This window comes from bacterium (assembly GCA_030699905.1).
GTDB lineage: Bacteria > Patescibacteriota > Minisyncoccia > Phycocordibacterales.
Map to the genome: position 1 here is coordinate 14,170 of JAUYKQ010000004.1, position 22,183 is coordinate 36,352.

Below are 22,183 nucleotides of genomic sequence, written 5' to 3' on the forward strand. Positions count from 1 at the left end.
ATAAAACGTCCTTTAAAAAAACGATAGGTACTTCTATTACTTTGAGTTACGAAACTCGCTTCCGATGTATTTCTTTTCAATTTCGAGCGAGGCGAAGCAAAAATTATGAGGCATATACAGAGTATCTGTTGAATAATTTTTGCAAAGACGTAGCCGAAATTTAAAAGAAAGACGCGGATCTGGAGTTTCGTAATTCAAAGTCTATTATCCTCTTTAAAGGAACATTCGCAAAGTTACCCTTTTATAAACCCCACATTTTGCTTGCGAGACGCTACGTGTTATATCTTTGTAAGCACTTCAGGCCCGTTTTCAGAAATTAAAATAGTATGCTCAAAATGAGCCGACAGAGAGCCATCTTTGGTCTTGTATGTCATTCCATCGGAACCGACGGTCAGTTTCTCTCCACCTAAAGTCAGCATTGGCTCTATGGCGATAACCATGCCGGAGAGAAGCTTTTCTCCTTGGCCCGCCTTTCCGAAATTTGGTATGAAAGGCGCTTCATGGACGGCAAGACCGACTCCGTGCCCCGCAAGGTCTCGGATTATTCCATATTTATGGGGCTTCACAAACTCTTCAATGGAAAAACCGATATCTCCCACTGTATTGCCGACCCGAGCCGATTTTATTCCCTTCAAAAGGGCCTCCTTTGTTATTTTGACAAGTTTTTCCGCCTCTTCTGAAATTTTACCGATTGGCACGGTAACCGCCAAGTCCGTAAATCGGCCCTTATGGTTTAGTCCTATATCAATACCGACGACATCTCCTTCTTTCAGTGGCTCGTCTGTTGGAACTCCGTGAACGACTGAATCGTTTACTGAAACGCAAATACTTGCCGGAAAGGCCCTTTCCGATTTTCTCGGACTGTAGTTTAGAAAAGACGGAACGTCTCCGTTTTTGACAATAAGTTCGTTTGCAAGTTTATCGAGCTCCGACGGCAATACGCCGGGCAACGCCCGTTTTATGACTTCGGCCATCACAAAAGCAAGACGGCGACCGCCGGCGCGAATAAGTTCTATGTCTTTTTTTGTCTTAATCAAAGCCGTCATCGTTTGTTGAAAGCGCGACTTTACAAAGTCACTGCTCACATTTTTTCGCGTCAAATCACTGTCGTCCCCGCAAACTCCCTTCCATCCAAACAACTTTCCAAGTTCGTGAGGTTTTTTCCGTTCATTATGATTACTTGAAGTTTTGCGTTTTCCGCCCTTTTTGCGGCCACCGGATCAAAAGGCACATTGGCGCCCGGTGTCCATGTCGGCGGTAAAATAGCCAAGAAATCGCTCCAACTTATTTTCTCAACTTTCTTGGCATCAGGATTTACTTTCGGGTCGCTGTCGTAAACGTAGTCAATATTGGAAAGGTTTATCACTTTTTTCGCGCCTATATTTTCAGCAATAACCACGGCCGAAAAATCACTGCTCCTGCCCGGCTTGAAACCGCCTCCCACGGCCACTCCTTTTTTTATCTCCTTGAAACCAAACGGCTCCGGAATGATTTGTTCATCGGCCAGTTCACCGAAAGACAGACGCACGAATTCGGCATTCATACGAGTGGCGTAAATACCCATCCAGTCAAGTTCTTCTTCTGAATTTTTTGAAATTTCCTTCAAAGCCGTTTGATATTCTCTGCTCATAGTCCCGCCGCCGGTTATTATCGCAAATTTCTCCCCGTTGTTTACTCTCCTTTTTATGAGGTCAACAAATCCTTTAACAAAAGGAACATCCAATCCATCTTTAGGGAAGACCAGAGAACCGCCTAAAGATATGACTGTCAGGTTTTTAGACATTGACTCCGATGTTTAAACCTTTAATTTTTTCTAAAATATTTTCGTGAATTTCTTCCGGCGTCTTCATTCCGTCTATTTCTATAACCTTTCCCTTTTCTTTAAAAAAATTGATGGCGGATTCAGTAAAATTTCTGTACTCTTTTAACCTCACTTTTATTTTCTCTTCGTCATTCAAACTGTCTCCCCTGTCGCGGCCGAGCATTCGTTTTGTCGCTTCTTCATCCGTAACAGTAAACTCAAACACAACATAGTCCCTATGTAGCCATGTTGCCACGTCATGAAAAAGCCGAGCTTCCGGCTCTTTTCGCCCGATACCTTCGCACACAAGTCCCATCTCGGGAGTCAGTTTCAAAAGCTCCTCTTCAAAAAGAAAAGAGGCAAACCAATGTGGCATAAGAATGCCTTGGTCGTACTCTTCCCTAACCCTCTCACCTAAAAAGTCGCCTCCTTTTTTTATTTGGCGAAACCTCCCTCCGGTGGAAAATATTTTCCAACCAAGTTTTCCTGCAATCATGTCGCTTTGCGTACCCTTTCCGGAACCCGTCTTCCCCATCATTAGTATGGTATTTATACCTTTGTCCATTGCCGTTATTTATATCACAAAACGGCTAACACTGCCAGTATTAGCCGTTTTTGCCCTAAGGGACTCAAAAACGCGTAGCACAAACAGCATAATAACAGTGAGGTTATTTAGAAACCAAATCCAAAACCTTCCTAAATCCAGGCAGAAGTTTTAATTTACTTGTTTCGGACATTGTGACCCATTTGTAATTTCGCGCCTCCCAATCTAATTTAACTTTGTCTGTTTTCACCTGCACGGAAACCGCGTGAACAATCCAAGTTTTCCCGTATTCCGGCGACTCTTGGTGAAAGATACCACAAAGACGCACTCTTTTGAGCATATTTAAAGGAATACCGAGCTCTTCTTTAATTTCGGCCTTGGCCTTTTCTTCCAAACTCTTTTTGTCATCTAAAAACCCCGAAATGCCGTTCCAAAACCCCGGGAAAAAATGTAAATTTTCACTCCTTTGCACAACCAAAAACCTATCACGAAACTTCAAGACGCAATTTATAACCGGCGCCCATCGCGCCTTCGTATAGTCAGTTTGTCCTTTTTCCGGTTTAAATTTATTCTTCACTTGTGAGATACCGCACTTTAGTATTCCCTCATAGAAACTTGCGCGTCAACTTTTTTGACCAGATCAAGCACCACCGATACCACGATAAGAAGGGCCGTGCCACCGATAGCCAGAGTGGCGTTTCCCGTAACTCCCTGCATTGCCAAAGGCAAGACGGCGATAAGTCCCAAGAAAGTCGCTCCGACTAAAGTAATCCTCGTCAAAACCTTGCCGATATACTGGGAGGTTGTTTGTCCCGGACGAACTCCCGGAATAAACGCTCCGTTTTTTTGGAGGTTGGTTGCGATGGAGTCCGGATCAAAAGTAACCGCCGTGTAAAAATAAGTAAAAACAAAAACCAAGAAAAAGTAGAAAGACGAGTAAAACCATGGATTATTCATTATGCCCAAGAGAAAAGAAGAAAAGGCCTGAAAGGCGGAACTTTGAACATTGACCAGAAAATTCAAAATCATCTGCGGAAAAAGCAACACGGAAAGGGCGAAAATTATGGGAATTACTCCTGCCTGATTAACGCGCAAAGGAAGGTAAGTGGAAATACCGCCGTAAACTTTCATGCCTCTGACTCTTTTGGCGTAGTTTATCGGTATCGGCCTCTCGGCTTCCGTTACTATGACAACTCCCAAAATTATGAGAAACGCCGCGACCAAAAAACCGAGAAATAGCGGAATCTGCGACGGGTCGTAATTGAGCCAAATTTCGGTAACAGCGGTCGGAATACTTGCAACGATACCCCCGAAAATTATGAGTGACACGCCGTTTCCGATACCGAACTCGCTTATAAGTTCGCCTATCCACATAAGCAAAAGAGAACCGGCCGTAACAACGGCGATGTTGGTTATTGATTCAGCCAAAGAAAGGTCGCTTATTATACCTTGGTTTTTCAAAAGCAGAAGAAAGCCAAAGCTCTGAATAACGGCCAACGGCACGGTAAGATATCGCGAGTATTGACTGAATTTTTTTCTTCCCGCCTCGCCCTCTTCGTGGTAGAGCGCTTTTAGCTTAGGGGACGCGATAGTCAAAAGCTGCATAATGATGGACGCCGTAATGTAAGGACCCACTCCGAGCATGACTATGGAAAGATTGGACAGGCCGCCTCCGGAAAATATGTTCAAAAGCCCGAAAAACTGATTGTTTGAGAAAAACTGCTCCAGACGAAATATGTCAACGCCGGGAATTGGAATAACGGCCAAAATTCTGAAAATAACCAGAGCGAAAAGAACGAAAAAGATTTTTTTGCGAAGTACCGAGTCGGTAAAAGCTATTTTTATTTTTGATACGAAATCACTAAACATATTTGGCTAAACGTCCGCCTATACCGGAAATATTCCGATATGCTCCGGCGGATGCTGTTTTAAAAAAATTCTATTACAAACTATATGTCTGCTATGACAAACTACCGCCTGCCTTCTCTATTTTCTCCTTGGCTGATTGGGAAGCGGAGAGTCCTTTAACATTGAGTTTTTTGGTAATTTCTCCTCCGTCCAATATTTTCACTTTCGGCATGCGACCACTTTGACTTGCCACTATTCCTCTGTCTGCCAAAACTTTGACGGTTACTTTGTCTCCTTCTTTGAAATTTTTTTCAAGCAAAGAAACAGGAACGGAAACAAAAGCTTTTTGTATTGTTTTAAGTCCGAACACGCCACGACCGCGCAACTTTGGGAGTTTCTTTATGATATCACGCATTTCCGGTCTTAGTTTTCTACCGGCCCTAGCTTTTTGGCCTTTGGTGCCCCGACCTGATGTTTTACCGCGTTTGCCACCTCTCCCCACTCGGGCGGGCTTTTTGTTGGCATGGTCTCTTTTTAGTTCGTGTGTTTGCATAGTGGTTGTTTCGTCCAAGTTACGTTTAAAATCGCAAAATACTACTTCCGAGTTTCAAAATAGTGTTAAATGATGTCTGACGTATTTATTTTAAACTCCGGTCGCCGGAATTTGTTTGAGGTTCCATGCTCGGCGCTGTGGATTTAAGCGAAATGGAAACGAGAGCTTTAACCGTCGCTCGGGCAATATTTAGCTTGTTTTTACTGCCGGAAAGAACTTTACCGACCACTCCTCTGTATCCAGCCAAAGTCAAAACGTCTCTGACGGCAGAGCCAGCCACAAGCCCCTTGCCCGGAGCCGGAAGAAGCAGTACTCTGGCGCTTGAGTATTTGGTATAAACGTCATGGGGAATTGATTGCAATTTTGTTATCGGCACTTTTATCATGTTCTTTCTGGCGTTTTTGACCGCTTTGTCTATGGCCAAAGATGTGTCTCCCGCCTTGCCGATACCGACCCCTACGCCCCCTTTCCTATCCCCTATAACCAAGGCCACGCTAAAATTAAAACGTCTGCCTCCGGCGGCCACACGAGCAACACGGCGTATCATAAGAATTTTCTGGTCAAACTCCGACTTGGCCCTTTCTTTGGACCTAACATTCCTTTTAGGCGCGCGTCCGGATACATTGCGCGGAAATTTCGCGCCCGCGCTGTTTTGACCTGTTGATTTACCGCTGTATTGTTTGTTTTCCATATTTAGTGAATATACCTCCTTTTCTTCCTTTTCTTTATAATCGCCCGTTAAAACGACAGTCCGGCTTCTCGGGCGCCTTCCGCCACCGCCTTTACATTTCCAGCGAATTTATAACCGCTCCTGTCAAACACGACTTTTTTGTGTCCTTTTTTCACCGCTTCAGAGGCGATTGCTTTTCCCACACCTTTGGCTATTTCCATTTTTTTACCCTTTGAACCTCGTGAAGAGGCGGATCCCAAAGTTACTCCCTTTTCGTCATCAATAAGTTGAGCGGAAATGTATTTATTGGACCTAAACACGGAAAGTCGCGGACGGTTTGCGTCCCCTTTTACTTTGGCGCGTATGCGCTTGTGTCTGGTTATTCTGTTTTCGGAATTAGATTTCATTAAATTAGTTATTCAAGTTCATAAAGTTTATAAATTATTTGTCTCTTTGGTTTTGCTTTATGGACTTTATGGACTTGATTGACTTTACAAACTTTTAACTCTTTATGCCGTTTTCTTGCCTTCTTTCCTTCTCACCACTTCGTCTGAGTAATGAATACCTTTGCCTTTATACGGTTCCGGTTTTTTCTTGGCTCTCACCCTGGCGCTCCAAGAACCGACTTCCTCTTTATCAATTCCGCTTATGGAAATAATATTTTTCTCAACAGAAATCTTCAAAGTGTCAGGTATCGGTACCTTGACCTGATGAGAAAAACCAAGCCCCATGACAAGGTCTTTGCCTTTTACCTCCGCCCTATATCCCACGCCTTCCAGAATGAGTTTCTTTTCATAAGGAGTGTTTACGCCCTTAATCATGTTTTTGATGTGAGAAGCGTAAGTTCCCCAAAGAGCTCTTGTTTCTATAGAATCGCTATTTGGCGTCAAGACGACTTGTTTGTCTCGGCTAACCACGGAAATTTTGCCCGTCTTGAATTCACGCGCCAGAGTTCCCCCAGGCCCTTTGACTGTAACATTTCCACCCGAAATGGATATTTCGGTTTTATCGGGAATGTCTATTGGTTTTTTGCCTATGCGTGACATAAATAATTATATAAAGTATTCGGATCTTGTCTTGGTTTTACTTGATGGACTTTATGAACTTTACGGACTTTCTGGACTTTATGGACTTTCTGACTTGATGAACTTGATGAACTTTATGAACTTGTTGGACTTTTTAACTCTTTACCATATTCCAAACAACGACTCTCCCCCGATCTTTTCTTTCCGCGCTTCTTTATCTGTCTTTAAACCTTTTGAAGTGGAGATAATAACGCTTCCGTAACCGCTCTTTATGGAACGTATATTTCGGCTTCTCTCATATATTCTTTTTGAAAGTTTGGAAATTCTTTTCACTCCGCTTATGGCCGGAGAACCGTCCACGTACTTAAGCTCCACCTCTATTGCCCGAATGACTTTTTTGCCCTTTTTTGAAAAGTCGGAAATAAAACCTTCTTTTTTCAAAACCTCCATTATTGAGCAAGCTATTTTTGAATACGGAAAAACGGCAGTGGCCTTTCCGGCATTGCTTGCATTTTTTAGACCGATGATTATGTTTGAAATTGAGTCCATTAAATTAGTTCTTCAAGTTCATAAAGTTTAAAGTTTATAAAGTATTCGGCTCTTGTCTTGGTTTTACTTGATGGACTTTATGAACTTTATTGACTTTTGACTTCTTTACCAAGACGACTTCTTCACTCCCGGAACCATTCCGTTGTTTGCAAATTCCCTAAAGCAAATCCTGCATAGACCGAAGTCGCGCATGAAAGCTCGTTTTCTACCGCAACGGAAACAGCGCCGCACTATACGGGAGCTATACTTGGGCTTCTTTACTGAACGCGCTATTACTGATTTTTTGGCCATAAATAAAATTAGAATCAGGAACCAGAAGTTAAAAATCAAATCTTTTCCCTTGACCCCATATTCTGCTTCTTAATTCTTTCAAAGGAATATTACCAACAAAAAACCCTTAAGTCAAACTATTATTTTGACTCTTTGGCAAACGGAATGCCGATTTCTCTAAAGAAGCTTTCGGCTTCCTCTTTTGACTTTGCCGTGGTTACCACAGTCACGCCAAAACCAAAAACATCTTTTAATTCTTCGTCGCTTGTTTCCGGAAAGACGGTATGCTCCAATATCCCGAAAGTGGCATTGCCCATGTCGTCTATGGAGGAAACCTTCACTCCGCGAAAATCCTTGGTCCTTGGAAAGGCGACAGAAATCATTTTGTCCAAAAAACCGTACATGCGGTTACCTCGTAAAGTTACCTGTATGCCCACAGGATCACCTTCTCTGACTTTGAAAGAAGCTATTGATTTTTTGGCGCCTCGGACAGCCGCTTTCTGGCCCGTGATTTTCGCTATTCTGTCTTCAACCACTTCGTTTTTCTTTTTATCCTTGAAAGAACCGGTGCCGGCGTTTATGACAACCTTAACAAGACGCGGCGCCTGCATCGGATTTTTATAGCCAAACTTGTCTTTGAGTTTGGCAAAAGCATTTTTCTGTTTTTCCTTTGTGTTCATAGTATATAGCGTGAAACTGTTATTTTTTAGACATTATATGGCCTTGCCGCTTTTTCTGCTTATTCTTAACTTTTTACCATCGGCCAGTTTGTATCCCACCCTTACCGGTTTACCGTCTTCTAAAAGAGACACGTTGGACACATGAATAGGCATCGGCACATCTATTATCTGTCCCTTTTCCCCGGTTTTTTTGGCTCGTCGGTGGCGTTTGGCGATGTTTATTCCTGAAACCAGAACTTTATCAATAGGGGACAAAACAGCATCAACCTTTCCGGTCTTGCCTTTATCTTTGCCCGTACGGACTATTATAGTGTCTCCTTTTTTTATTTTCATAAGATTTAGTTTATCAAGTCCTATCAAGTGGAAAGTTCTTAAAGTATTCCAAATTTGCCTTACCTGATGGGACTTTATGCACTTTATGACTTGATGAACTTGATGAACTTCTTGATGGACTTTTAACTCTACACGATTTCAGCCGCCTTTGAGCTAATCGTCTGGTAACCGAACTCGGCCATTTCTCTCGGAATCGGACCGAAAATTCTTCCGGCTATCGGCTCCTTTTTTCCTTTTTCCAAAATCACGACGGAGTTTTCATCGAAACGTATATATGAACCGTCACGGCGCCTGAAAGGTTTGCGCTGTCTTACAACCACCGCGTGAACCACGTCTTTTTTCTTTATGGTTTTGCGCGGTTCGCTTTTCTGAACGGAAAGAACGACCAATTCACCTATTTCGGCGTATCTTTTCTTGGACCCTCCCAGTATCTTAAAAATACGCCCGATTTTGGCGCCTGAATTGTCGGCTATTTTTACGATGGAACGTGGTTGAATCATAAGATTAGTTCGTCAAGTTTATCAAGTTGAAAGTTCTTAAAGTATTCCGACTTTGTCTTACTTTACGGACTTTATAGACTTTATGGACTTTTAACTTTGAAACGCTTATCCTTTGACACCGGTTTGCATTCTTCTATATCTACTTTCTCTTCCACTTTTTTGGTATTTCCGGCATCGTGTACTTTGTAGCGCTTTGTTATTTTTCGGTATTTTTTATATCTCAAATGTTTTACATACCTCGTAACCTCCACCACGATAGTATCTTTCATTTTGTCGGAAACGACCACACCGGAAAGACGGCGGGGTTTTCTGTTGGCTTGCGTATTGTGAGTGGTTGAATTCATATTTTTTAGCTTGTAGCGGGCGATAATGAAGATTTTACCCGGGAACCCGTCGCCTATGCCGAAGAGTTGATTCAAAACGGGTCGTTACGATTAGACGTTTCTCTGTCTCTCATTTAAAGCCGTCAATATCCTTGCCACGTCTTTTCTCACAGCTCGGCCGTTTCTTACATTTTTTATCTTACTGCCGGTCATATCAAAACGAAACTTGCGAAGCTCGTCTCGCTTCGCTTTAAGCTCTTTTAGCAGGTCGTTTTCCGTTTTTTTAGTTAATGATGAAGACATGTTCAGGAGATACACTACAATAAAAGGTCTGAAAACGCAAATTACACTCTGGCCACTATTTTGGTCTTTACGGGAAGCTTGGTGCCGGCTTTACGCAAAACTTCCCTTGCTTGCGCTTCAGCGACGCCATCCACTTCAAAAATCACTCGACCGGCAAGTATCTGGACTTGATATCCCTGCACGTCGCCTTTACCTTTGCCAAGTTTTACTTCGGCTGGCTTTTGGGTAAAAGGCATATCGGGAAAAACGCGTATCCAGACCCTTCCGGTTTTTCCGAGAGAGCGAGTCATGGCCTTTCTGGCCGCTTCAATCTGATTTGACCGCACCCGAACCGCTTCCACGGCTTTAAGGCCGAAAGAACCGAAATTGATTTCCGTTCCTCTGGTAGCCACAGCCGGACGCTTTGGATTGCGCCTCATAGTGTGCCATTTTCTGAATTTTACTTTTTTGGGGAATAACATATTCGTGTAGCGTGTAGCGTGTAGCGTGTAGCGTCAGAGTATTTCTTTTCCGGCGTTACACGTTACAAGTTACACGTTGTATATTATGGCGTTACAAGTTCCATGTTCTATGATTTTCGCTGGTTCTTATCAGCGAAAATCTCTCCCTTATATATCCAGACCTTTATCCCGATATCGCCGTAAGGCATATGGGCCTTTTCGCGGGCAAACTCAATATTGGCTCTAAATGTCTGAAGCGGTATTCGTCCTTTTTTTAACTCTTCGGAACGAGCCATTTCCGCTCCACCTAAACGACCACCAAGATATATTTTTACCCCTTTAACGTCTCTGTTGGCCATTACCTTTTCAATGGTTTGTTTCAAAACCCTGCGAAACGTCATGCGTTTTTCAAGCGCCTCCGCCACCATCTGAGAAACAATGGCCGCGTTTGACTCCGGCGACCGAACTTCTTCTATGTCAATTTTTAATTGTTCCGGTATGTTTATCTTTTTTCGGGCCACAAAAGAAAGAAGGTCATTTCTAAGCTTTATCGCCCCTTCTCCGCTTCTGCCTATGATAATTCCCGGACGGGAAGTTCTTATTATGATTCTTAAAGTTTTTTCGCTTCTTTCTATTTCCACTTCACTTATGTAAAGCCCGCGAAGACGCTTGTCTAAATACTCCCTAATGGTAATGTCTGATTTTAGAAAGTCGCTATATTTGCCTTTCACGCCAAACCATCGGGATTTCCAATCCCTGATAATTCCCAAACGGTGTGAATATGGATGAACGGTGTGTGACATAATCATGTAACATGTAACTTGTAACATTGAACATTTTAAGAAAGAAGCGGATAAAGTCCTGTCTTAATTCTTTTGTGTTCCATGTTTCGTGTTACATGCTTCGTTATCACTTTGGTTTTGTATCCAAAACCAAAGTGATGTTACTTGTCCTCTTCTTTATAACATTTGCCGACCCTCGCGCCCGCGGAGCCGTTCTTCTTAAAACGGTTCCTCCGTTTACCGTAATATCTTTTACAAAAAATTCTGAAATTTCGCCTTTTTCTTTGCCGGAATTGGCAATGGCGGATTTCAAAAGTTTGTTTATCGGGTCGCAAGCGACTTTACCTCCAAAAGAAAGAATCTGTAAGGCATCGGCGACTTTTTTACCCCTTACCATATCTGCCACAAGGCGGACTTTTCGGGGAGATTGTCGGTGGTTGTTTAGAATTGCTTTCATGGGATATATAATGCGAACCTGCGAATTATGCGAATACTACGAATAAGAAGAAGGTTTTCGTAGTATTCGCATATCGTTCGTAGTATTTGGATTATATTTATTATTTCTTTCCTTCTGCCGCCGATTTAGCCGACTGCGCCGCCGCTATTTCGGCCTCTTTGGCTTTCTGCTCCTGATCTTTTTGCATTTTTCCTCCGTGTTTTATGAATTTGCGAGTCAAGGAAAATTCGCCCAAACGGTGTCCAACCATGTCTTCAGTGACTAAGACCTCCGGAAAATCCTTGCCATTATGCACTAAAAACTTGAAACCGACCATTTCAGGAGAAATAACCGAAGCGCGAAGCCAAGTTTTTATAGGAGGCGTGTTGTCCGGTTTTTTGCCCTCTATCTTTTTTGTGATACGAGGGTCAACAAACGGACCTTTGGATAGCGACCTTGTCATGGTAAAACAAAAACTGCAAAGCAGTTAAGCTCCAATATTAACAGAACTCAAAGCAAAGTCAAGGCGCGTAAGCAAAACTACTTATTTTTACCTACTTTTCGGCGAGAAACAATAAATACATTTGAGTATTTCTTTGGAGTCCTGGTCTTTTGGCCTTTTCCTGTGGGCTTGCCCCACATACTTTTGGCACGGCGAGTGCCTCTTCCTTGTCTGCCTTCGCCTCCGCCATGGGGATGGTCAACGGGATTCATGGCCGTACCGCGAACAGTGGGGCGTATTCCCATCCAACGCGATTTGCCGGCCTTGCCGTAATTTACGAGCCAATGTTCAATATTACCGACCTGCCCCACACAGGCAAAACATTCGGCAGAGACCTTTCTTATTTCAGTTGAAGGCATTTTAAGATGAGTGAAACCGGCATCTTGAGCCACTACCGCGGTAAATATTCCGGCGCTTCTGGCTATTTTGGCGCCATTTCCGGGTTTTAACTCAATATTGTAGACAAAAGTTCCTACGGGAATATTTTTCAAAGCCAAGCGATTGCCGGGTTTTATTTCAGCTTTTTCCGCCACAATAAAAGAGTCGCCGGGTTTGGTATCATGTGGCACAACAACATAACGATATTCTCCGTCCCGATAAGAAGCCAGTCCTATAAACGCGCTCCTGTTGGGGTCATATTCTATTGTTTTTATAACCGCCGGAATATTCTTTTTGTCATAGACAAAATCAATGTCTCTGAAAAGACGTTTGTTGCCTCCGCCCTTGTGTCTTGTCGTGATACGACCGTGGTTGTTTCTGCCCACTGATCGTTTAAAACCGGAAGTCAGTTTTTTAAACGGTTTTCCAGTCGTAAGAATCTTCCTATAGGGAAGGGTTGTCATGTGGCGACGTGATGCGGTTGTTGGTTTGTATTTCTTCATATTAAATCTATAATGCGAACCTGCGAATTATGCGAATACTACGAACAAGAAGAGGGCTTTCGTAGTATTCGCATATTGTTCGTAGTATTCGCATTATATTTACACGACTTCTATCTTATCCCCCTTCTTTAAATAAACATACGCTTTCTTTATGGCGGCGGTTCTGCCACTTTTACCGCGGACAAAAACTTTTTTGCCCGGCAATTTTACTACGCGAACCTTCGCCGGTATCACTTTGTAAAGGGCCGATACCGCGCGGGAAACGTCATGTTTTGTGGCTTTCGGCTGTACTTCAAAAGCGTAGGCATTGCTATCCGCCAAAATAGCTCCTTTTTCGGTAATCCTCGGACGAATTAAAATACTCTCCAAATTGACGCGTGTGGGAATATCACGCCTCGCCTTTACGGCAACGGCTTTGTTTTCGCCCTTTTTCTCTTCGGTTTTTTTAGTGAAAAATGACATAAATTAAAGTTTACTTTCCAGAAACTTAAAGGCCTCCTCCGGTTTTACAAAAACAATATATTTTGCTGAAAGTATGTCAAGCGGATTTATGTTTCGCAACTCATCCACGCGCAAAGAACCTATGTTTGAAAAACTCTTCTCAACCGCTTCCGCCTTTTCCGGAATAGCGATGTAAGCGGCATTTTTCTTCTTTGATGAAAGTTTTTCCACTCCCGAAATTGAGGATAGCGAGTTTATAATTTTCTTGGCTTCTTTGGTCTTGGGTTCACTTATTAAAATATTATCAACTAAAACCAGTTCATTTTCTTTAAATTTCCGAGATAAAATCACATAAAGAGCTTTGGCTTTCATTTTTTTACTGACCTTTCTCGTGTAATTTTTCTCGTTGCGAGGCCCATGGGTAACTCCTCCTCCAACCCACAAAGGAGAACGGCGAGAACCGTGGCGCGCCCGGCCTGTGCCTTTTTGCTTCCAAGGTTTTTTCCCCGTGCCTCTTACTTCGCCTCGTGTTTTGGCGTGAGCCGTGCCGGAACGGGCGGAAGAAGCCATGGAAGTCGCGACTTGATGGACCAAATCGGCATTCCACTTCACGCCAAAAACCGACTCGGGTAAAGTTATTTTCCCGACTTGTTTTCCGATTTGGTTGTAAATGATTGATTCCATCAAATTAGTTTATCAAGTTATAAAGTTGCAAGTTTATAAAGTATTCGTCTCCATGTTTTACTTGATGAACTTTATGAACTTGACTAACTTTCAACTTCTTATCTCCACCAACGTTCCTCTCCTGCCCGGCACGGCTCCTTTTATAAGAATGAGGTTGTTCTCGGCGTCAACTTGCACTATTTTCAAATTCTTGACTGTTACTCTATCCCCTCCCATTCGTCCGGCCATGCGCATTCCCTTTGGCACACGGGTGCGCAGACCTCCTCCTATGGAACCCGGCTCTCTTTCAGAATGTTTTTGACCGTGCGTTCGTCGGCCTCCCGCAAAGCCGTGCCTTTTAACCACACCCTGGAATCCTTTGCCTTTGGATATGGCGGAAACGGTCACAACATCACCGACGGCAAAAACGTCCGCTTTTATAATATCGCCACGTTTTTCTTTGGCCGGTTCGGAAAGGCGATTTTCTTTGACAAATTGAGGAACCGGGATTTCTTTAAAATGCCCCTTTTCGGATTTGCTCGCCCTTTTCTCTTTTTTTGCTCCAAAACCAACCTGGACGGCGTTATAACCATCTCTTTCAACCGTTTTTGTGTCAGTAACGACAATAGGCCCGGCAGAAATAACCGTTACCGGCAAGGCCTGTCCGTCATCGGAGAAGACCTGCGACATATTAACCTTTGTACCTAAAATAAACTTAGACATGTAAATTTTTGAACGTGCGCCCTATGGGCGGCGCAGAGGTTCCATAACATTCGTAAACATTCGGCCAGAACGCAATGAAGAGAACATTATCAGATATGGCAAAAAAAGTCAAAATTTTTATGCATACCATGTTACATCCCCAACACCAATTTTATGAGGTAAGGTTATGTATTATTTAACTTTGAGAGTAAGTGCATGCAGACAAGATATGTTGTTTCCGGATTTGAGTGAAAGTGGCGATAGATTTTTAAAAATATAGTCGTAAAAAAAGCTGTTGACCAGCTTTTTTTAATATTTATTCTCTACAACATTTTTACGTCAATGTTTACTCCGGAAGGCAGAGAAAGATTCGTAAGCGCCTCTATTACCTTTGCTCCGGGATTTATGATGTCTATTAGGCGTTTATGCACACGCATCTCAAACTGTTCTCTTGAGTTTTTGAAAACAAAAGAAGCACGATTGACTGTGTACTTTTTTATTTCCGTAGGAAGAGGAATGGGGCCGAGAACTTCCGCGTCAAAGCGCAAGGCGGTATCCATTATCTGCTTTACGGACGCGTCAAGGATTTTGTGCTCATAAGCTCGGGCGCGAATGCGAAGCTTTGAAACAGCATCCGCTTTGGCGACGACTTTGACGCTCTTCTTTTTTGTGGTGGATTTAACCATTGTAAATCTATAATGCGAACCTACAAATTATGCTAATACTACGTAAATCTATAATGCGAACCTACGAATTATGCGAATACTACGGAAATCTATAATGCGAACCTACGAACTATGCGAATACTACGAATAAGAAGAAGGTTTTCGTAGTATTCGCATATAGTTCGTAGTATTCGGATTATATTCAGGTTGCTACGCAACGACTTTGGTGACTACTCCCGCTCCCACCGTCTTGCCTCCTTCACGGACGGCAAAACGCTGTTTTTCTTCCAAAGCGACAGGGGCGACAAGTTTTACCTTGAAAGTGATAGTGTCTCCGGGCATAACCATTTCTTTGCCTTCAGGCAAAGAAACTTCTCCGGTAACATCCGTTGTGCGGATGTAAAATTGCGGTTTGTAGCCGGTAAAGAACGGAGTGTGACGACCGCCTTCTTCTTTTTTCAAGACATAAACTTCAGCTTCAAATTCCGTGTGGGGTGTAACAGAGCCGGTCTTGGCCAAAACCTGTCCTCGGTGAACGTCTTCTTTCTTGGTTCCGCGAAGCAATACTCCGGCGTTGTCTCCGGCCATGCCTTCCTGCAACGATTTGTTAAACATTTCTATGCCCGTAACGGTGGTTTTGGATGTCGGCTTGATACCGACTATTTCAACTTCCTCGCCGACCTTAACAACTCCTCTTTCAATACGGCCTGTAACTACAGTACCGCGACCTTCAATGGAGAAAATGTCTTCAATGGGCATAAGGAACGGTTTTTCAACGTCTCTTACGGGCTGTGGTATGTATGTATCAAGCGCGCTTGCGAGTTCAAGCACTTTCTTTGACCATTCGTCGTCGTTATTTGGCGATTCAAGCGCTTTCAAAGCGGAACCTCGTATAACCGGCGCGGTCTTTCCGTCAAATTCGTATTTGTCCAAAAGCTCTCGCACTTCCTCTTCAACGAGGTCAATAAGGTCCGTTTCCGGTACCATGTCGCATTTGTTTAAAAATACGATTATTTTAGGAACACCTACTTGTTTTGCAAGCAGTATATGCTCTCTGGTCTGAGGCATAACGCCGTCCGTGGCGGCAACCACCAAAACCGCGCCGTCCATCTGGGCCGCGCCGGTAATCATGTTTTTGATGTAATCGGCGTGACCCGGAGCATCTATGTGCGCGTAGTGGCGAGCATCCGTTTCGTACTCGTTGTGCGAAAGAGCTATGGTAATACCACGAGCTTTCTCTTCCGGAGCCGAGTCAATCTGATCAACACCTCGGAGTTTTACGTTCTGGCCGGCGCGATTTAATACATTCAGTATCGCGGCGGTAAGAGTCGTTTTGCCGTGGTCAACGTGGCCTATTGTGCCGACGTTTACGTGCGGCTTGCTTCTATCAAAATCTGCCATATGTCTTGTAACGCAGAGCTTTTAAGGTGTAATGTCAGAATTCTCAACTTTTTCTGACTATTACAGATTATATGCTACGCGTTTTAAGTTAAAAACTGATTAATAAATTAAAAATTAGCGTCTACCGTTTTTGAAAACACAAAACAAGCTCAAAAACGCGCGAATTGCGATTAAAGTAATCGTAGCAGAAACAACCAAAACACGCAAGGGTTTGCTTTTAATCACCCACATCCGATGAAAAGTGCGGGGTGCGATTTATGATTTAGGATTTAGGAATATAGAGAATTTTTCCTGCTATTCTTTTGTGATGGAGGATTTATTCCTCCTTTTCTAAAGGAGGATGGTCATTTATCTCGAATGGAATTGAGAGATTCTGATGACGGAGGATTTAAAAATCCCTCCCCGCCTAAGAAGGCGGTACTCCCTTTACGAAAGGGAGAATAAATAAGAGTGTGAGGGTTACTGTACATAAATTTGACTTGTTTACGAGATTAAAGTACATTGCTGTACAGATTAAATTAAACCCTTCGCGCCTGTAAGCACAGGCGCGGCAAAACAAGAAAGGATATGGCATGATGGTATTCTCTTTTATCTTGATGCTCGTCGGTATTATCGGGACGTATACATGTTTAGTGCGCTTAGTTTGCCACTCGGATGAACCGAGTAGAAAAGAGGAGATAGCATTTCGCTCAATACTTAGTTTGGGGGCAATTATTGTCGCGTTCGTTATTACGTGTTTGTTATATGCGATCAAAAGTAGTACTGACGATAGGGGTTATCTTGCATATCCAACGGAGGCCGATATGAAGAACGGGCAGGTGTTCGCAATTCTCGCCACTTTTCACAGGGCGGAGGAAGGCGGGCCCAAGAAAATCGGACTCTTGCAAAAGGTTTCTGTTAGACCGGACATGAGCAGGCAGACATTTTCGTACAAAATTCTCAACAACGAATCGGCGAGATACTATCAGCTTGAGTGGCAGAAGTACGACGGTGTAACCAACCTCATTGCCATCAAAAAAGATGGCTTGGTCGCCCTTGTACCATACCCCCTAAAGTCCAAGCTTGAGCCGGGAGAAGTTTCGCCGAAGTCATGGAAAGAGGAAGATGTGGATAAAGAGTAAGTTGTCCACCACCTCGCCCAAAGGCAGTATTTAAGAAAATCACATCGGCCTGTTGAGTCCTCTCAACAGGCCGATTTTTTAGCGGAAGGATTTTCTTTTTGTGTTTTTTGTATATCTGACACCTCTGTTATGCTATAGCATAAATAGCATAACAGAGGTGTCTAAACAACCACAACCGTCAAACTTATTACAGCTAAACTACCACCGCAATGTGTGTGCACATTACCAAAATTCCTTGACATGAGAGGCAGAGTATGCTACTATATTTTTGGAATTCTGGCTCTTTGTCAGAACAAAAAAACAACCAAAGGCGAAAAAAATGAAAAAAATGATTGTCCTTATCGGACTTGCGTTGGTAGGCGTCATGACTGACACCGCATCAGCGCAGATGGAAGTGACTAACCCAAGTGGTGGCATCTATCGTCCTGGAGGCCTTATGAGAATTGAGTGGAAGGCGTATGGCCTCAGAAGAGAAAACAACAGTGTCGGTTTAAACATTTACCGCAAATCAGACCTGCCCGGAAAGCGTTTGCTGTCTTTAACAACAGCGAATTTGTTCTACTCCGATGGTGAAGTTTCAAACTCCGGAGAATACGTATGGCATATTCCGGCAGACGCGCCACTCGGTTCAGATTACGTCGTTTATTTGGCAACTGGTAGCAGTTGGACAATAAGCGAAACATTTGAAATCGCAGCTCCGGCTGTTGCTGTCACAACAGCAACGGGTATGCCTGAAATTGTCATTCCCGCCGCTGAAACCGAGATTGCTCGGTTCAACATAGAAACTCGGCCGGTTCTCGGCCAGCTTCAGTACGAATCTTGGCAAATGAACTTTGAGGTCTCTCCCGGGTTTGAAGTTGAAAATCTGGGAACAATGAAGATTGTTGACACCGAATCAGGGAAGTTGGTGTCGCATTGGAAAATCAATCATCTGATCGCCAAGGGTGACCGGCAAAAGGGAGTCGCAATTTTTGACGCCCTACATCCGCTTAAAGTACATCCCGACAACTTCATGCTCAAGGAGCCGAGCGGTTCTTTGTCTGTGGTTGCCGACACGACAGAATTAGGCGGGGCCGTAATAACGGTGACCTCTGTCCAGTTGGTAGTCAGTTACCCCTTCCAAAACTTTGCGGTTGATAGCTACACTTCGGATGTTACTACCGAAGTTAAAGTAGAAGCCAAACTGCCTCAACCGGAAGAACCGATTGAGCCGAAGGACGAGAACTGCGACTGTTCGGCTGAAAAAGCTGAATTTGTTGTGGTTAATATGCCTTACGATGGCCAGAAACAGCTCGCCTACCTGCCTGAAAAGGAAGCGGGAGGAACGATGTGGTGTGTGGTATTCATGGAAAACCCCGCGCCGGCCGGTTTTGATCGGCTGGTGTGGGACACGCCGAATTACAAGGTCCACTATGATACTCAAAGCATTCATTTAAACGCGGACGGCACAGTAGCCGCCTTTCGCCTACCGGAGGAGTTTACCACCGAAGAACCGAACTCTCTTTTTCTTTTGTCGGCAGAGATAAGGTTCTTCCAAATCATCGCTTTGTAGCCATTTTAGCTCTTTGCGCAAACCGCTTGACTGTTCAGCTGAACAGTCAAGCGGTTTTTTAATGTTAGAACCCCAAGCGTAGCTCGGGTGTTATAACATAAAAAACGGCTAAATATTTATTAGCCGTTTTTTAAACTCTGCACATAGGTTATTTACTTTCTGGTTTCAACTATTCCCTGCGCCTACGGAAACCTTACAGTCCCAAGAGCCGCCTTATGCTTTCCAGTATGGAAGCTTTCTGGCTTTCAGATAAGCTATCAAACGTAGTGGCGCAGACCGGGAAAGTTGTTCGCGTTCCCGCAAGGTAGCCGCTGATATGACTTATATCAAGCGTAGATACCACTCCGTTGGCGCTCACGTCGGCCAATTTGATTTGAGCGTCAGTCATTTTGGAAATGCCGAGTACGTGGTTTCGAATCACATCTTCGTCTTTCTCCGTAATCCACCCGTCTCCGTCAACATCGCCGTATGAGCCGCAGACGAGGTTGGAGTCGGGATTCGGGGCGGGATTGACTGTTACAGTGACACTTTTAGTGTCAGAGCCGCCCGCTCCGGTGCAGGTTACGGTGAAGGTTGCGGTGGAGGCAAGACCGATGGTCTGGCTTCCCGAAGTCAAAACATTGGTTTGAGACCACGCTCCGCTCTTGGTGCAGGAAGTGACGTTGTTTGCCGACCAAGAGAGATTGACACTTTCGCCGACAGTAATGGTAGAGGGCGTAGCGGTGAGTGTTACGCTGGGAGCGGTAGTCGCCGCGGTGATGGTGAAAGAAGCTGATTCAGCAATAGCACACACATTAAGACACTCACCCTGATTACCGAGCTGAACTACTTCCAGTGTGTATGTTCCCGTAGGAACTGTGGAAGGAATAGCGAATTGTTTTGATTCAACGCCAGCCGGCCCTCCTACTATTGTTCCAAGCGTATACACAACAGGAGAAACTATAGCCGGTTTTAGCAGGTTTATTTTGTATTTCTCACCAGAACTGGTATGCGAAAAGTTGACAGTGATATTACCGCCCACAGCAAAAGTTTCTCCTCCATTCGGAGATGCGATGGTTATCGTAGGCGTATCACCATACACATTCACCCGGAAACTTCCGCATCGTGACCCTGTTTCAAACGATACTCCAGAAGGACACACATAAATTGTATAATCCCCACCCGGTACTCCGTTTGGCAGATTCCACTCTTCAGAAGCAAAGCCCACAGCCCATGAAAACGTACCATGATTGGGATAATTTTTTGCGAATGTCCATTTATGAGTTCCTTCTCCAACGAGATATATATCGACTGTAGAAACCGAACCACTGGTTAACCAACGCCACTCCCCTAATGTGTTTCTCTTCCAAGATATCGGGGTATTCGGCGAAAGAACGATGATGGAGGGTTGGGAATTGGCTAATGCTTTTAGAATAGTTATATCGTAGTTTTCGGTAACAAGCCCATTTTGCTTATCCATACACTTTACAAAGTAGGTTGTGTCTCGATGCCCCTCTGTGATAACACCGACACTTGTCCGGTGTTCTTTCTCTCCGGAATTAGACAAGGGGGTCATTGAAGAGAAAAGAGTGTTAGCGTTTGCGGAATAGCGACACAAAGCCGGAGAACTCGTTTCTAAATACAGCGATGCCTCTTCACCGACAGAGAATTCCCGCAGTTGTTGAGCATTTAAAATGGAAGGAGCTGACGCACCGATAATCTTAACCATCTGAAGTGATTCACCCGCCTTTCCAAAATTTACTGAATTCCCCGAAGTCATTCCGACTGCTGTTCCGTCTACAACAGGTGTAAATTCAATGCCTGAATAACCTGTTTTTGTATCTACATACACATGAATGGTTTTGCTCTGGCCAGCAGAAATGACGAGATTTGATATTGAGAATGAATTGACTGTTGAGGGAACCGCCCTTGCAGTGGCGACTGGCTCTCCAGTAGAATGTTCTCTTAAGCGCAGGTTTGTGATGGCAGAAGCTCCTGTTAGAGGCAAGGTTATTCTTATAGTATTCACCCTTATATCTTCAGAAGGACCAGCCGTCAGAACAAAAGAACCTATTATTGTCCCGGCAGTTCCGTCGGCGATAGTTTGATTCCCAAGATTTACATTCTTTGTGAGGGTGATGGAGGACTGAGTGGAACTGACCGCAGTGATGGTGAAGAATGAATTACTGGAATCGGTTGCACCCGTATTTTGTGATGATACAACTGCTTTATACTGCCCTGGTGACATAGATGAAGAGATAGTCATTCCCCAGCTACGATTACTAGACGAGACACCAGTTTCAAGTACAGAACCTCCTACTGAATTAATTATGGATACTTTGAAAGAGTCACTGGCGACAATATTAGATGCAGACCATGAAATGACTATATCATTTCCAACTTTGTATGTCTCTCCCCCATTCGGCGAAAGGACGGTGATGAAGGGTTGGGTTGTCTGCCCACATCTGTACAGTTGATTAATTTTGACTCTGGTTTTCGGTCCAAGAGAACCGTATCCCGTGGTTTCAGGATCTCCTTGGGAAATGACATTGTTTGCCACCTGAAAACGCTTCACGGCTTCTTCCGTGGCCGGACCGTAATAACCGGTTATTTCAGGGTATGAATAGTAACCTTTTTCTTTGAGAAACCTTTGAAGACGCGATACATCCCCACCGGATTCGCCGTCTGTTTTGCCTGTGTAAAGCCAACGTTCAAAGCCGTAACACGACGCTACAGTGCCAGTTGAAAGTAAAGATTTGTCAGAACTACTATCTACCCCGCTTTTTACAGTGGCACCTTCACTTGAAGAAGACGTAGGATAAGTAAGCGGACGTCCGTTTAGAGAATCATCCACGTTTTGTATGACTTGCGAATCAGCGCCGAAAGACGAGAGTAGGTTTAAGATTGACTGGATTTGAACGGATGTCAAAGCGGCTTGCGCCTGACTTGCGCCTGTCAAAAGTATCGCTGCCGCCATCATACCCGCCATAGCTAATTTTGTCTTCTTCATAATTTAATTTTCCAATTTATTAACTTATAAACCGTCGTTTGGTCAATCTGCCGCGTTACCCAATGGTTACTTTGAATTACGAAACTCCAAATCCGCGTCTTTCTTTTCAATTTCGGCTACGTCTTTGCAAAAATTATTCAACAGATACTCTGTATATGCCTCATAATTTTTGCTTCGCCTCGCTCGAAATTGAAAAGAAATCCATCGGA

At 43.8% G+C, this 22,183-nt stretch carries 30 protein-coding genes; 3 read left to right on the top strand and 27 right to left on the bottom strand.

Features of this window, described 5'->3' with window-relative positions; genetic code table 11:
- Window positions 1–41: 41 nt before the first annotated feature.
- Window positions 42–164 (top strand): hypothetical protein, encoded by a 123-nt coding sequence (locus Q8P86_00655; protein MDP3996189.1) that lies wholly within the window; start codon window positions 42–44, stop codon window positions 162–164.
- 114 nt (window positions 165–278) lie between these two features.
- Here Q8P86_00655 and map read toward each other — a convergent pair whose 3' ends face one another.
- From map to tuf, 26 genes are all read right to left on the bottom strand, one after another.
- A complete protein-coding gene (gene map, locus Q8P86_00660; protein ID MDP3996190.1) occupies window positions 279–1,037 on the bottom strand; it encodes a type I methionyl aminopeptidase in 759 nt (252 codons plus the stop codon).
- Between the two features lie 59 nt (window positions 1,038–1,096).
- Window positions 1,097–1,783: a UMP kinase gene (gene pyrH / locus Q8P86_00665; protein ID MDP3996191.1), complete on the bottom strand. Its 687-nt coding sequence runs from the start codon at window positions 1,781–1,783 to the stop codon at window positions 1,097–1,099.
- Window positions 1,776–2,366 carry a nucleoside monophosphate kinase gene (locus Q8P86_00670; protein MDP3996192.1) on the bottom strand — a complete coding sequence of 197 codons (591 nt, stop codon included), beginning with the start codon at window positions 2,364–2,366 and terminating at the stop codon, window positions 1,776–1,778. Before Q8P86_00670 ends, pyrH begins: the two co-directional genes overlap by 8 nt.
- Before the next feature lie 103 nt (window positions 2,367–2,469).
- Window positions 2,470–2,922: an NUDIX domain-containing protein gene (locus Q8P86_00675; GenBank protein ID MDP3996193.1), complete on the bottom strand. Its 453-nt coding sequence runs from the start codon at window positions 2,920–2,922 to the stop codon at window positions 2,470–2,472.
- Between the two features lie 17 nt (window positions 2,923–2,939).
- Window positions 2,940–4,214 carry a preprotein translocase subunit SecY gene (gene secY / locus Q8P86_00680; GenBank protein ID MDP3996194.1) on the bottom strand — a complete coding sequence of 425 codons (1,275 nt, stop codon included), beginning with the start codon at window positions 4,212–4,214 and terminating at the stop codon, window positions 2,940–2,942.
- 91 nt (window positions 4,215–4,305) lie between these two features.
- On the bottom strand, window positions 4,306–4,746 hold the full coding sequence (locus Q8P86_00685; GenBank protein ID MDP3996195.1) for an uL15 family ribosomal protein: 441 nt from the start codon (window positions 4,744–4,746) through the stop codon (window positions 4,306–4,308).
- An 85-nt stretch (window positions 4,747–4,831) separates the two neighbouring features.
- Window positions 4,832–5,437 carry a 30S ribosomal protein S5 gene (locus Q8P86_00690; protein ID MDP3996196.1) on the bottom strand — a complete coding sequence of 202 codons (606 nt, stop codon included), beginning with the start codon at window positions 5,435–5,437 and terminating at the stop codon, window positions 4,832–4,834.
- A 47-nt stretch (window positions 5,438–5,484) separates the two neighbouring features.
- Window positions 5,485–5,823, bottom strand: a complete 339-nt coding sequence (gene rplR, locus Q8P86_00695; GenBank protein MDP3996197.1) for a 50S ribosomal protein L18 — start codon at window positions 5,821–5,823, stop codon at window positions 5,485–5,487.
- Between the two features lie 102 nt (window positions 5,824–5,925).
- Window positions 5,926–6,462: a 50S ribosomal protein L6 gene (gene rplF / locus Q8P86_00700; protein MDP3996198.1), complete on the bottom strand. Its 537-nt coding sequence runs from the start codon at window positions 6,460–6,462 to the stop codon at window positions 5,926–5,928.
- A gap of 141 nt (window positions 6,463–6,603) precedes the next feature.
- Window positions 6,604–6,990 carry a 30S ribosomal protein S8 gene (gene rpsH / locus Q8P86_00705; protein MDP3996199.1) on the bottom strand — a complete coding sequence of 129 codons (387 nt, stop codon included), beginning with the start codon at window positions 6,988–6,990 and terminating at the stop codon, window positions 6,604–6,606.
- A gap of 105 nt (window positions 6,991–7,095) precedes the next feature.
- The gene (locus Q8P86_00710; GenBank protein ID MDP3996200.1) at window positions 7,096–7,281 is read right to left on the bottom strand and encodes a type Z 30S ribosomal protein S14; all 186 of its coding nucleotides are present in this window, start codon (window positions 7,279–7,281) and stop codon (window positions 7,096–7,098) included.
- Between the two features lie 119 nt (window positions 7,282–7,400).
- Window positions 7,401–7,940 carry a 50S ribosomal protein L5 gene (rplE, locus tag Q8P86_00715; GenBank protein MDP3996201.1) on the bottom strand — a complete coding sequence of 180 codons (540 nt, stop codon included), beginning with the start codon at window positions 7,938–7,940 and terminating at the stop codon, window positions 7,401–7,403.
- A 33-nt stretch (window positions 7,941–7,973) separates the two neighbouring features.
- A complete protein-coding gene (gene rplX, locus Q8P86_00720) occupies window positions 7,974–8,273 on the bottom strand; it encodes a 50S ribosomal protein L24 (protein ID MDP3996202.1) in 300 nt (99 codons plus the stop codon).
- Between the two features lie 128 nt (window positions 8,274–8,401).
- Complete coding sequence (rplN, locus tag Q8P86_00725) at window positions 8,402–8,773, bottom strand: 50S ribosomal protein L14 (GenBank protein ID MDP3996203.1); 372 nt, start codon at window positions 8,771–8,773, stop codon at window positions 8,402–8,404.
- Window positions 8,774–8,853: 80 nt separating this feature from the next.
- Window positions 8,854–9,117 carry a 30S ribosomal protein S17 gene (gene rpsQ / locus Q8P86_00730; GenBank protein MDP3996204.1) on the bottom strand — a complete coding sequence of 88 codons (264 nt, stop codon included), beginning with the start codon at window positions 9,115–9,117 and terminating at the stop codon, window positions 8,854–8,856.
- 90 nt (window positions 9,118–9,207) lie between these two features.
- Window positions 9,208–9,399 carry a 50S ribosomal protein L29 gene (gene rpmC, locus Q8P86_00735; GenBank protein ID MDP3996205.1) on the bottom strand — a complete coding sequence of 64 codons (192 nt, stop codon included), beginning with the start codon at window positions 9,397–9,399 and terminating at the stop codon, window positions 9,208–9,210.
- 41 nt (window positions 9,400–9,440) lie between these two features.
- The gene (gene rplP / locus Q8P86_00740) at window positions 9,441–9,860 is read right to left on the bottom strand and encodes a 50S ribosomal protein L16 (GenBank protein ID MDP3996206.1); all 420 of its coding nucleotides are present in this window, start codon (window positions 9,858–9,860) and stop codon (window positions 9,441–9,443) included.
- 107 nt (window positions 9,861–9,967) lie between these two features.
- Entirely contained in the window at window positions 9,968–10,642 is a 675-nt protein-coding gene (gene rpsC, locus Q8P86_00745) for a 30S ribosomal protein S3 (GenBank protein ID MDP3996207.1), read from the bottom strand.
- Between the two features lie 106 nt (window positions 10,643–10,748).
- Window positions 10,749–11,078, bottom strand: a complete 330-nt coding sequence (gene rplV / locus Q8P86_00750) for a 50S ribosomal protein L22 (GenBank protein MDP3996208.1) — start codon at window positions 11,076–11,078, stop codon at window positions 10,749–10,751.
- Between the two features lie 100 nt (window positions 11,079–11,178).
- Entirely contained in the window at window positions 11,179–11,520 is a 342-nt protein-coding gene (gene rpsS, locus Q8P86_00755; GenBank protein ID MDP3996209.1) for a 30S ribosomal protein S19, read from the bottom strand.
- Between the two features lie 77 nt (window positions 11,521–11,597).
- Complete coding sequence (gene rplB, locus Q8P86_00760; GenBank protein MDP3996210.1) at window positions 11,598–12,440, bottom strand: 50S ribosomal protein L2; 843 nt, start codon at window positions 12,438–12,440, stop codon at window positions 11,598–11,600.
- Window positions 12,441–12,539: 99 nt separating this feature from the next.
- Window positions 12,540–12,902, bottom strand: coding sequence for a 50S ribosomal protein L23 (gene rplW / locus Q8P86_00765; GenBank protein ID MDP3996211.1), 363 nt, complete (start codon window positions 12,900–12,902; stop codon window positions 12,540–12,542).
- A gap of 3 nt (window positions 12,903–12,905) precedes the next feature.
- Entirely contained in the window at window positions 12,906–13,565 is a 660-nt protein-coding gene (gene rplD, locus Q8P86_00770) for a 50S ribosomal protein L4 (GenBank protein MDP3996212.1), read from the bottom strand.
- A 90-nt stretch (window positions 13,566–13,655) separates the two neighbouring features.
- Window positions 13,656–14,267 carry a 50S ribosomal protein L3 gene (rplC, locus tag Q8P86_00775; GenBank protein MDP3996213.1) on the bottom strand — a complete coding sequence of 204 codons (612 nt, stop codon included), beginning with the start codon at window positions 14,265–14,267 and terminating at the stop codon, window positions 13,656–13,658.
- 302 nt (window positions 14,268–14,569) lie between these two features.
- Window positions 14,570–14,932 (bottom strand): 30S ribosomal protein S10, encoded by a 363-nt coding sequence (gene rpsJ, locus Q8P86_00780; protein ID MDP3996214.1) that lies wholly within the window; start codon window positions 14,930–14,932, stop codon window positions 14,570–14,572.
- Between the two features lie 189 nt (window positions 14,933–15,121).
- On the bottom strand, window positions 15,122–16,312 hold the full coding sequence (gene tuf / locus Q8P86_00785) for an elongation factor Tu (GenBank protein ID MDP3996215.1): 1,191 nt from the start codon (window positions 16,310–16,312) through the stop codon (window positions 15,122–15,124).
- A 737-nt stretch (window positions 16,313–17,049) separates the two neighbouring features.
- On the opposite strand from tuf, the gene Q8P86_00790 reads away from it, so the two are divergent.
- A complete protein-coding gene (locus Q8P86_00790) occupies window positions 17,050–17,433 on the top strand; it encodes a hypothetical protein (GenBank protein ID MDP3996216.1) in 384 nt (127 codons plus the stop codon).
- Window positions 17,434–17,752: 319 nt separating this feature from the next.
- Window positions 17,753–18,985 (top strand): hypothetical protein, encoded by a 1,233-nt coding sequence (locus Q8P86_00795; protein MDP3996217.1) that lies wholly within the window; start codon window positions 17,753–17,755, stop codon window positions 18,983–18,985.
- A gap of 193 nt (window positions 18,986–19,178) precedes the next feature.
- Here Q8P86_00795 and Q8P86_00800 read toward each other — a convergent pair whose 3' ends face one another.
- Window positions 19,179–21,974 carry a peptidoglycan-binding protein gene (locus tag Q8P86_00800; GenBank protein ID MDP3996218.1) on the bottom strand — a complete coding sequence of 932 codons (2,796 nt, stop codon included), beginning with the start codon at window positions 21,972–21,974 and terminating at the stop codon, window positions 19,179–19,181.
- Between the last annotated feature and the right edge of the window lie 209 nt (window positions 21,975–22,183).

What these genes read in the sequence shown, in the direction of transcription:
- pyrH (MDP3996191.1), bottom strand. Translation starts at nt 1,783, where the DNA reads ATGTCTAAAAACCTGACAGTCATATCTTTAGGCGGTTCTCTGGTCTTC.
- Q8P86_00670 (MDP3996192.1), bottom strand. Translation starts at nt 2,366, where the DNA reads ATGGACAAAGGTATAAATACCATACTAATGATGGGGAAGACGGGTTCC.
- secY (MDP3996194.1), bottom strand. Translation starts at nt 4,214, where the DNA reads ATGTTTAGTGATTTCGTATCAAAAATAAAAATAGCTTTTACCGACTCG.
- Q8P86_00685 (MDP3996195.1), bottom strand. Translation starts at nt 4,746, where the DNA reads ATGCAAACACACGAACTAAAAAGAGACCATGCCAACAAAAAGCCCGCC.
- Q8P86_00690 (MDP3996196.1), bottom strand. Translation starts at nt 5,437, where the DNA reads ATGGAAAACAAACAATACAGCGGTAAATCAACAGGTCAAAACAGCGCG.
- rplR (MDP3996197.1), bottom strand. Translation starts at nt 5,823, where the DNA reads ATGAAATCTAATTCCGAAAACAGAATAACCAGACACAAGCGCATACGC.
- rplF (MDP3996198.1), bottom strand. Translation starts at nt 6,462, where the DNA reads ATGTCACGCATAGGCAAAAAACCAATAGACATTCCCGATAAAACCGAA.
- rpsH (MDP3996199.1), bottom strand. Translation starts at nt 6,990, where the DNA reads ATGGACTCAATTTCAAACATAATCATCGGTCTAAAAAATGCAAGCAAT.
- Q8P86_00710 (MDP3996200.1), bottom strand. Translation starts at nt 7,281, where the DNA reads ATGGCCAAAAAATCAGTAATAGCGCGTTCAGTAAAGAAGCCCAAGTAT.
- rplE (MDP3996201.1), bottom strand. Translation starts at nt 7,940, where the DNA reads ATGAACACAAAGGAAAAACAGAAAAATGCTTTTGCCAAACTCAAAGAC.
- rplX (MDP3996202.1), bottom strand. Translation starts at nt 8,273, where the DNA reads ATGAAAATAAAAAAAGGAGACACTATAATAGTCCGTACGGGCAAAGAT.
- rplN (MDP3996203.1), bottom strand. Translation starts at nt 8,773, where the DNA reads ATGATTCAACCACGTTCCATCGTAAAAATAGCCGACAATTCAGGCGCC.
- rpsQ (MDP3996204.1), bottom strand. Translation starts at nt 9,117, where the DNA reads ATGAATTCAACCACTCACAATACGCAAGCCAACAGAAAACCCCGCCGT.
- rpmC (MDP3996205.1), bottom strand. Translation starts at nt 9,399, where the DNA reads ATGTCTTCATCATTAACTAAAAAAACGGAAAACGACCTGCTAAAAGAG.
- rplP (MDP3996206.1), bottom strand. Translation starts at nt 9,860, where the DNA reads ATGTTATTCCCCAAAAAAGTAAAATTCAGAAAATGGCACACTATGAGG.
- rpsC (MDP3996207.1), bottom strand. Translation starts at nt 10,642, where the DNA reads ATGTCACACACCGTTCATCCATATTCACACCGTTTGGGAATTATCAGG.
- rplV (MDP3996208.1), bottom strand. Translation starts at nt 11,078, where the DNA reads ATGAAAGCAATTCTAAACAACCACCGACAATCTCCCCGAAAAGTCCGC.
- rpsS (MDP3996209.1), bottom strand. Translation starts at nt 11,520, where the DNA reads ATGACAAGGTCGCTATCCAAAGGTCCGTTTGTTGACCCTCGTATCACA.
- rplB (MDP3996210.1), bottom strand. Translation starts at nt 12,440, where the DNA reads ATGAAGAAATACAAACCAACAACCGCATCACGTCGCCACATGACAACC.
- rplW (MDP3996211.1), bottom strand. Translation starts at nt 12,902, where the DNA reads ATGTCATTTTTCACTAAAAAAACCGAAGAGAAAAAGGGCGAAAACAAA.
- rplD (MDP3996212.1), bottom strand. Translation starts at nt 13,565, where the DNA reads ATGGAATCAATCATTTACAACCAAATCGGAAAACAAGTCGGGAAAATA.
- rplC (MDP3996213.1), bottom strand. Translation starts at nt 14,267, where the DNA reads ATGTCTAAGTTTATTTTAGGTACAAAGGTTAATATGTCGCAGGTCTTC.
- rpsJ (MDP3996214.1), bottom strand. Translation starts at nt 14,932, where the DNA reads ATGGTTAAATCCACCACAAAAAAGAAGAGCGTCAAAGTCGTCGCCAAA.
- tuf (MDP3996215.1), bottom strand. Translation starts at nt 16,312, where the DNA reads ATGGCAGATTTTGATAGAAGCAAGCCGCACGTAAACGTCGGCACAATA.
- Q8P86_00795 (MDP3996217.1), top strand. Translation starts at nt 17,753, where the DNA reads ATGAAAAAAATGATTGTCCTTATCGGACTTGCGTTGGTAGGCGTCATG.
- Q8P86_00800 (MDP3996218.1), bottom strand. Translation starts at nt 21,974, where the DNA reads ATGAAGAAGACAAAATTAGCTATGGCGGGTATGATGGCGGCAGCGATA.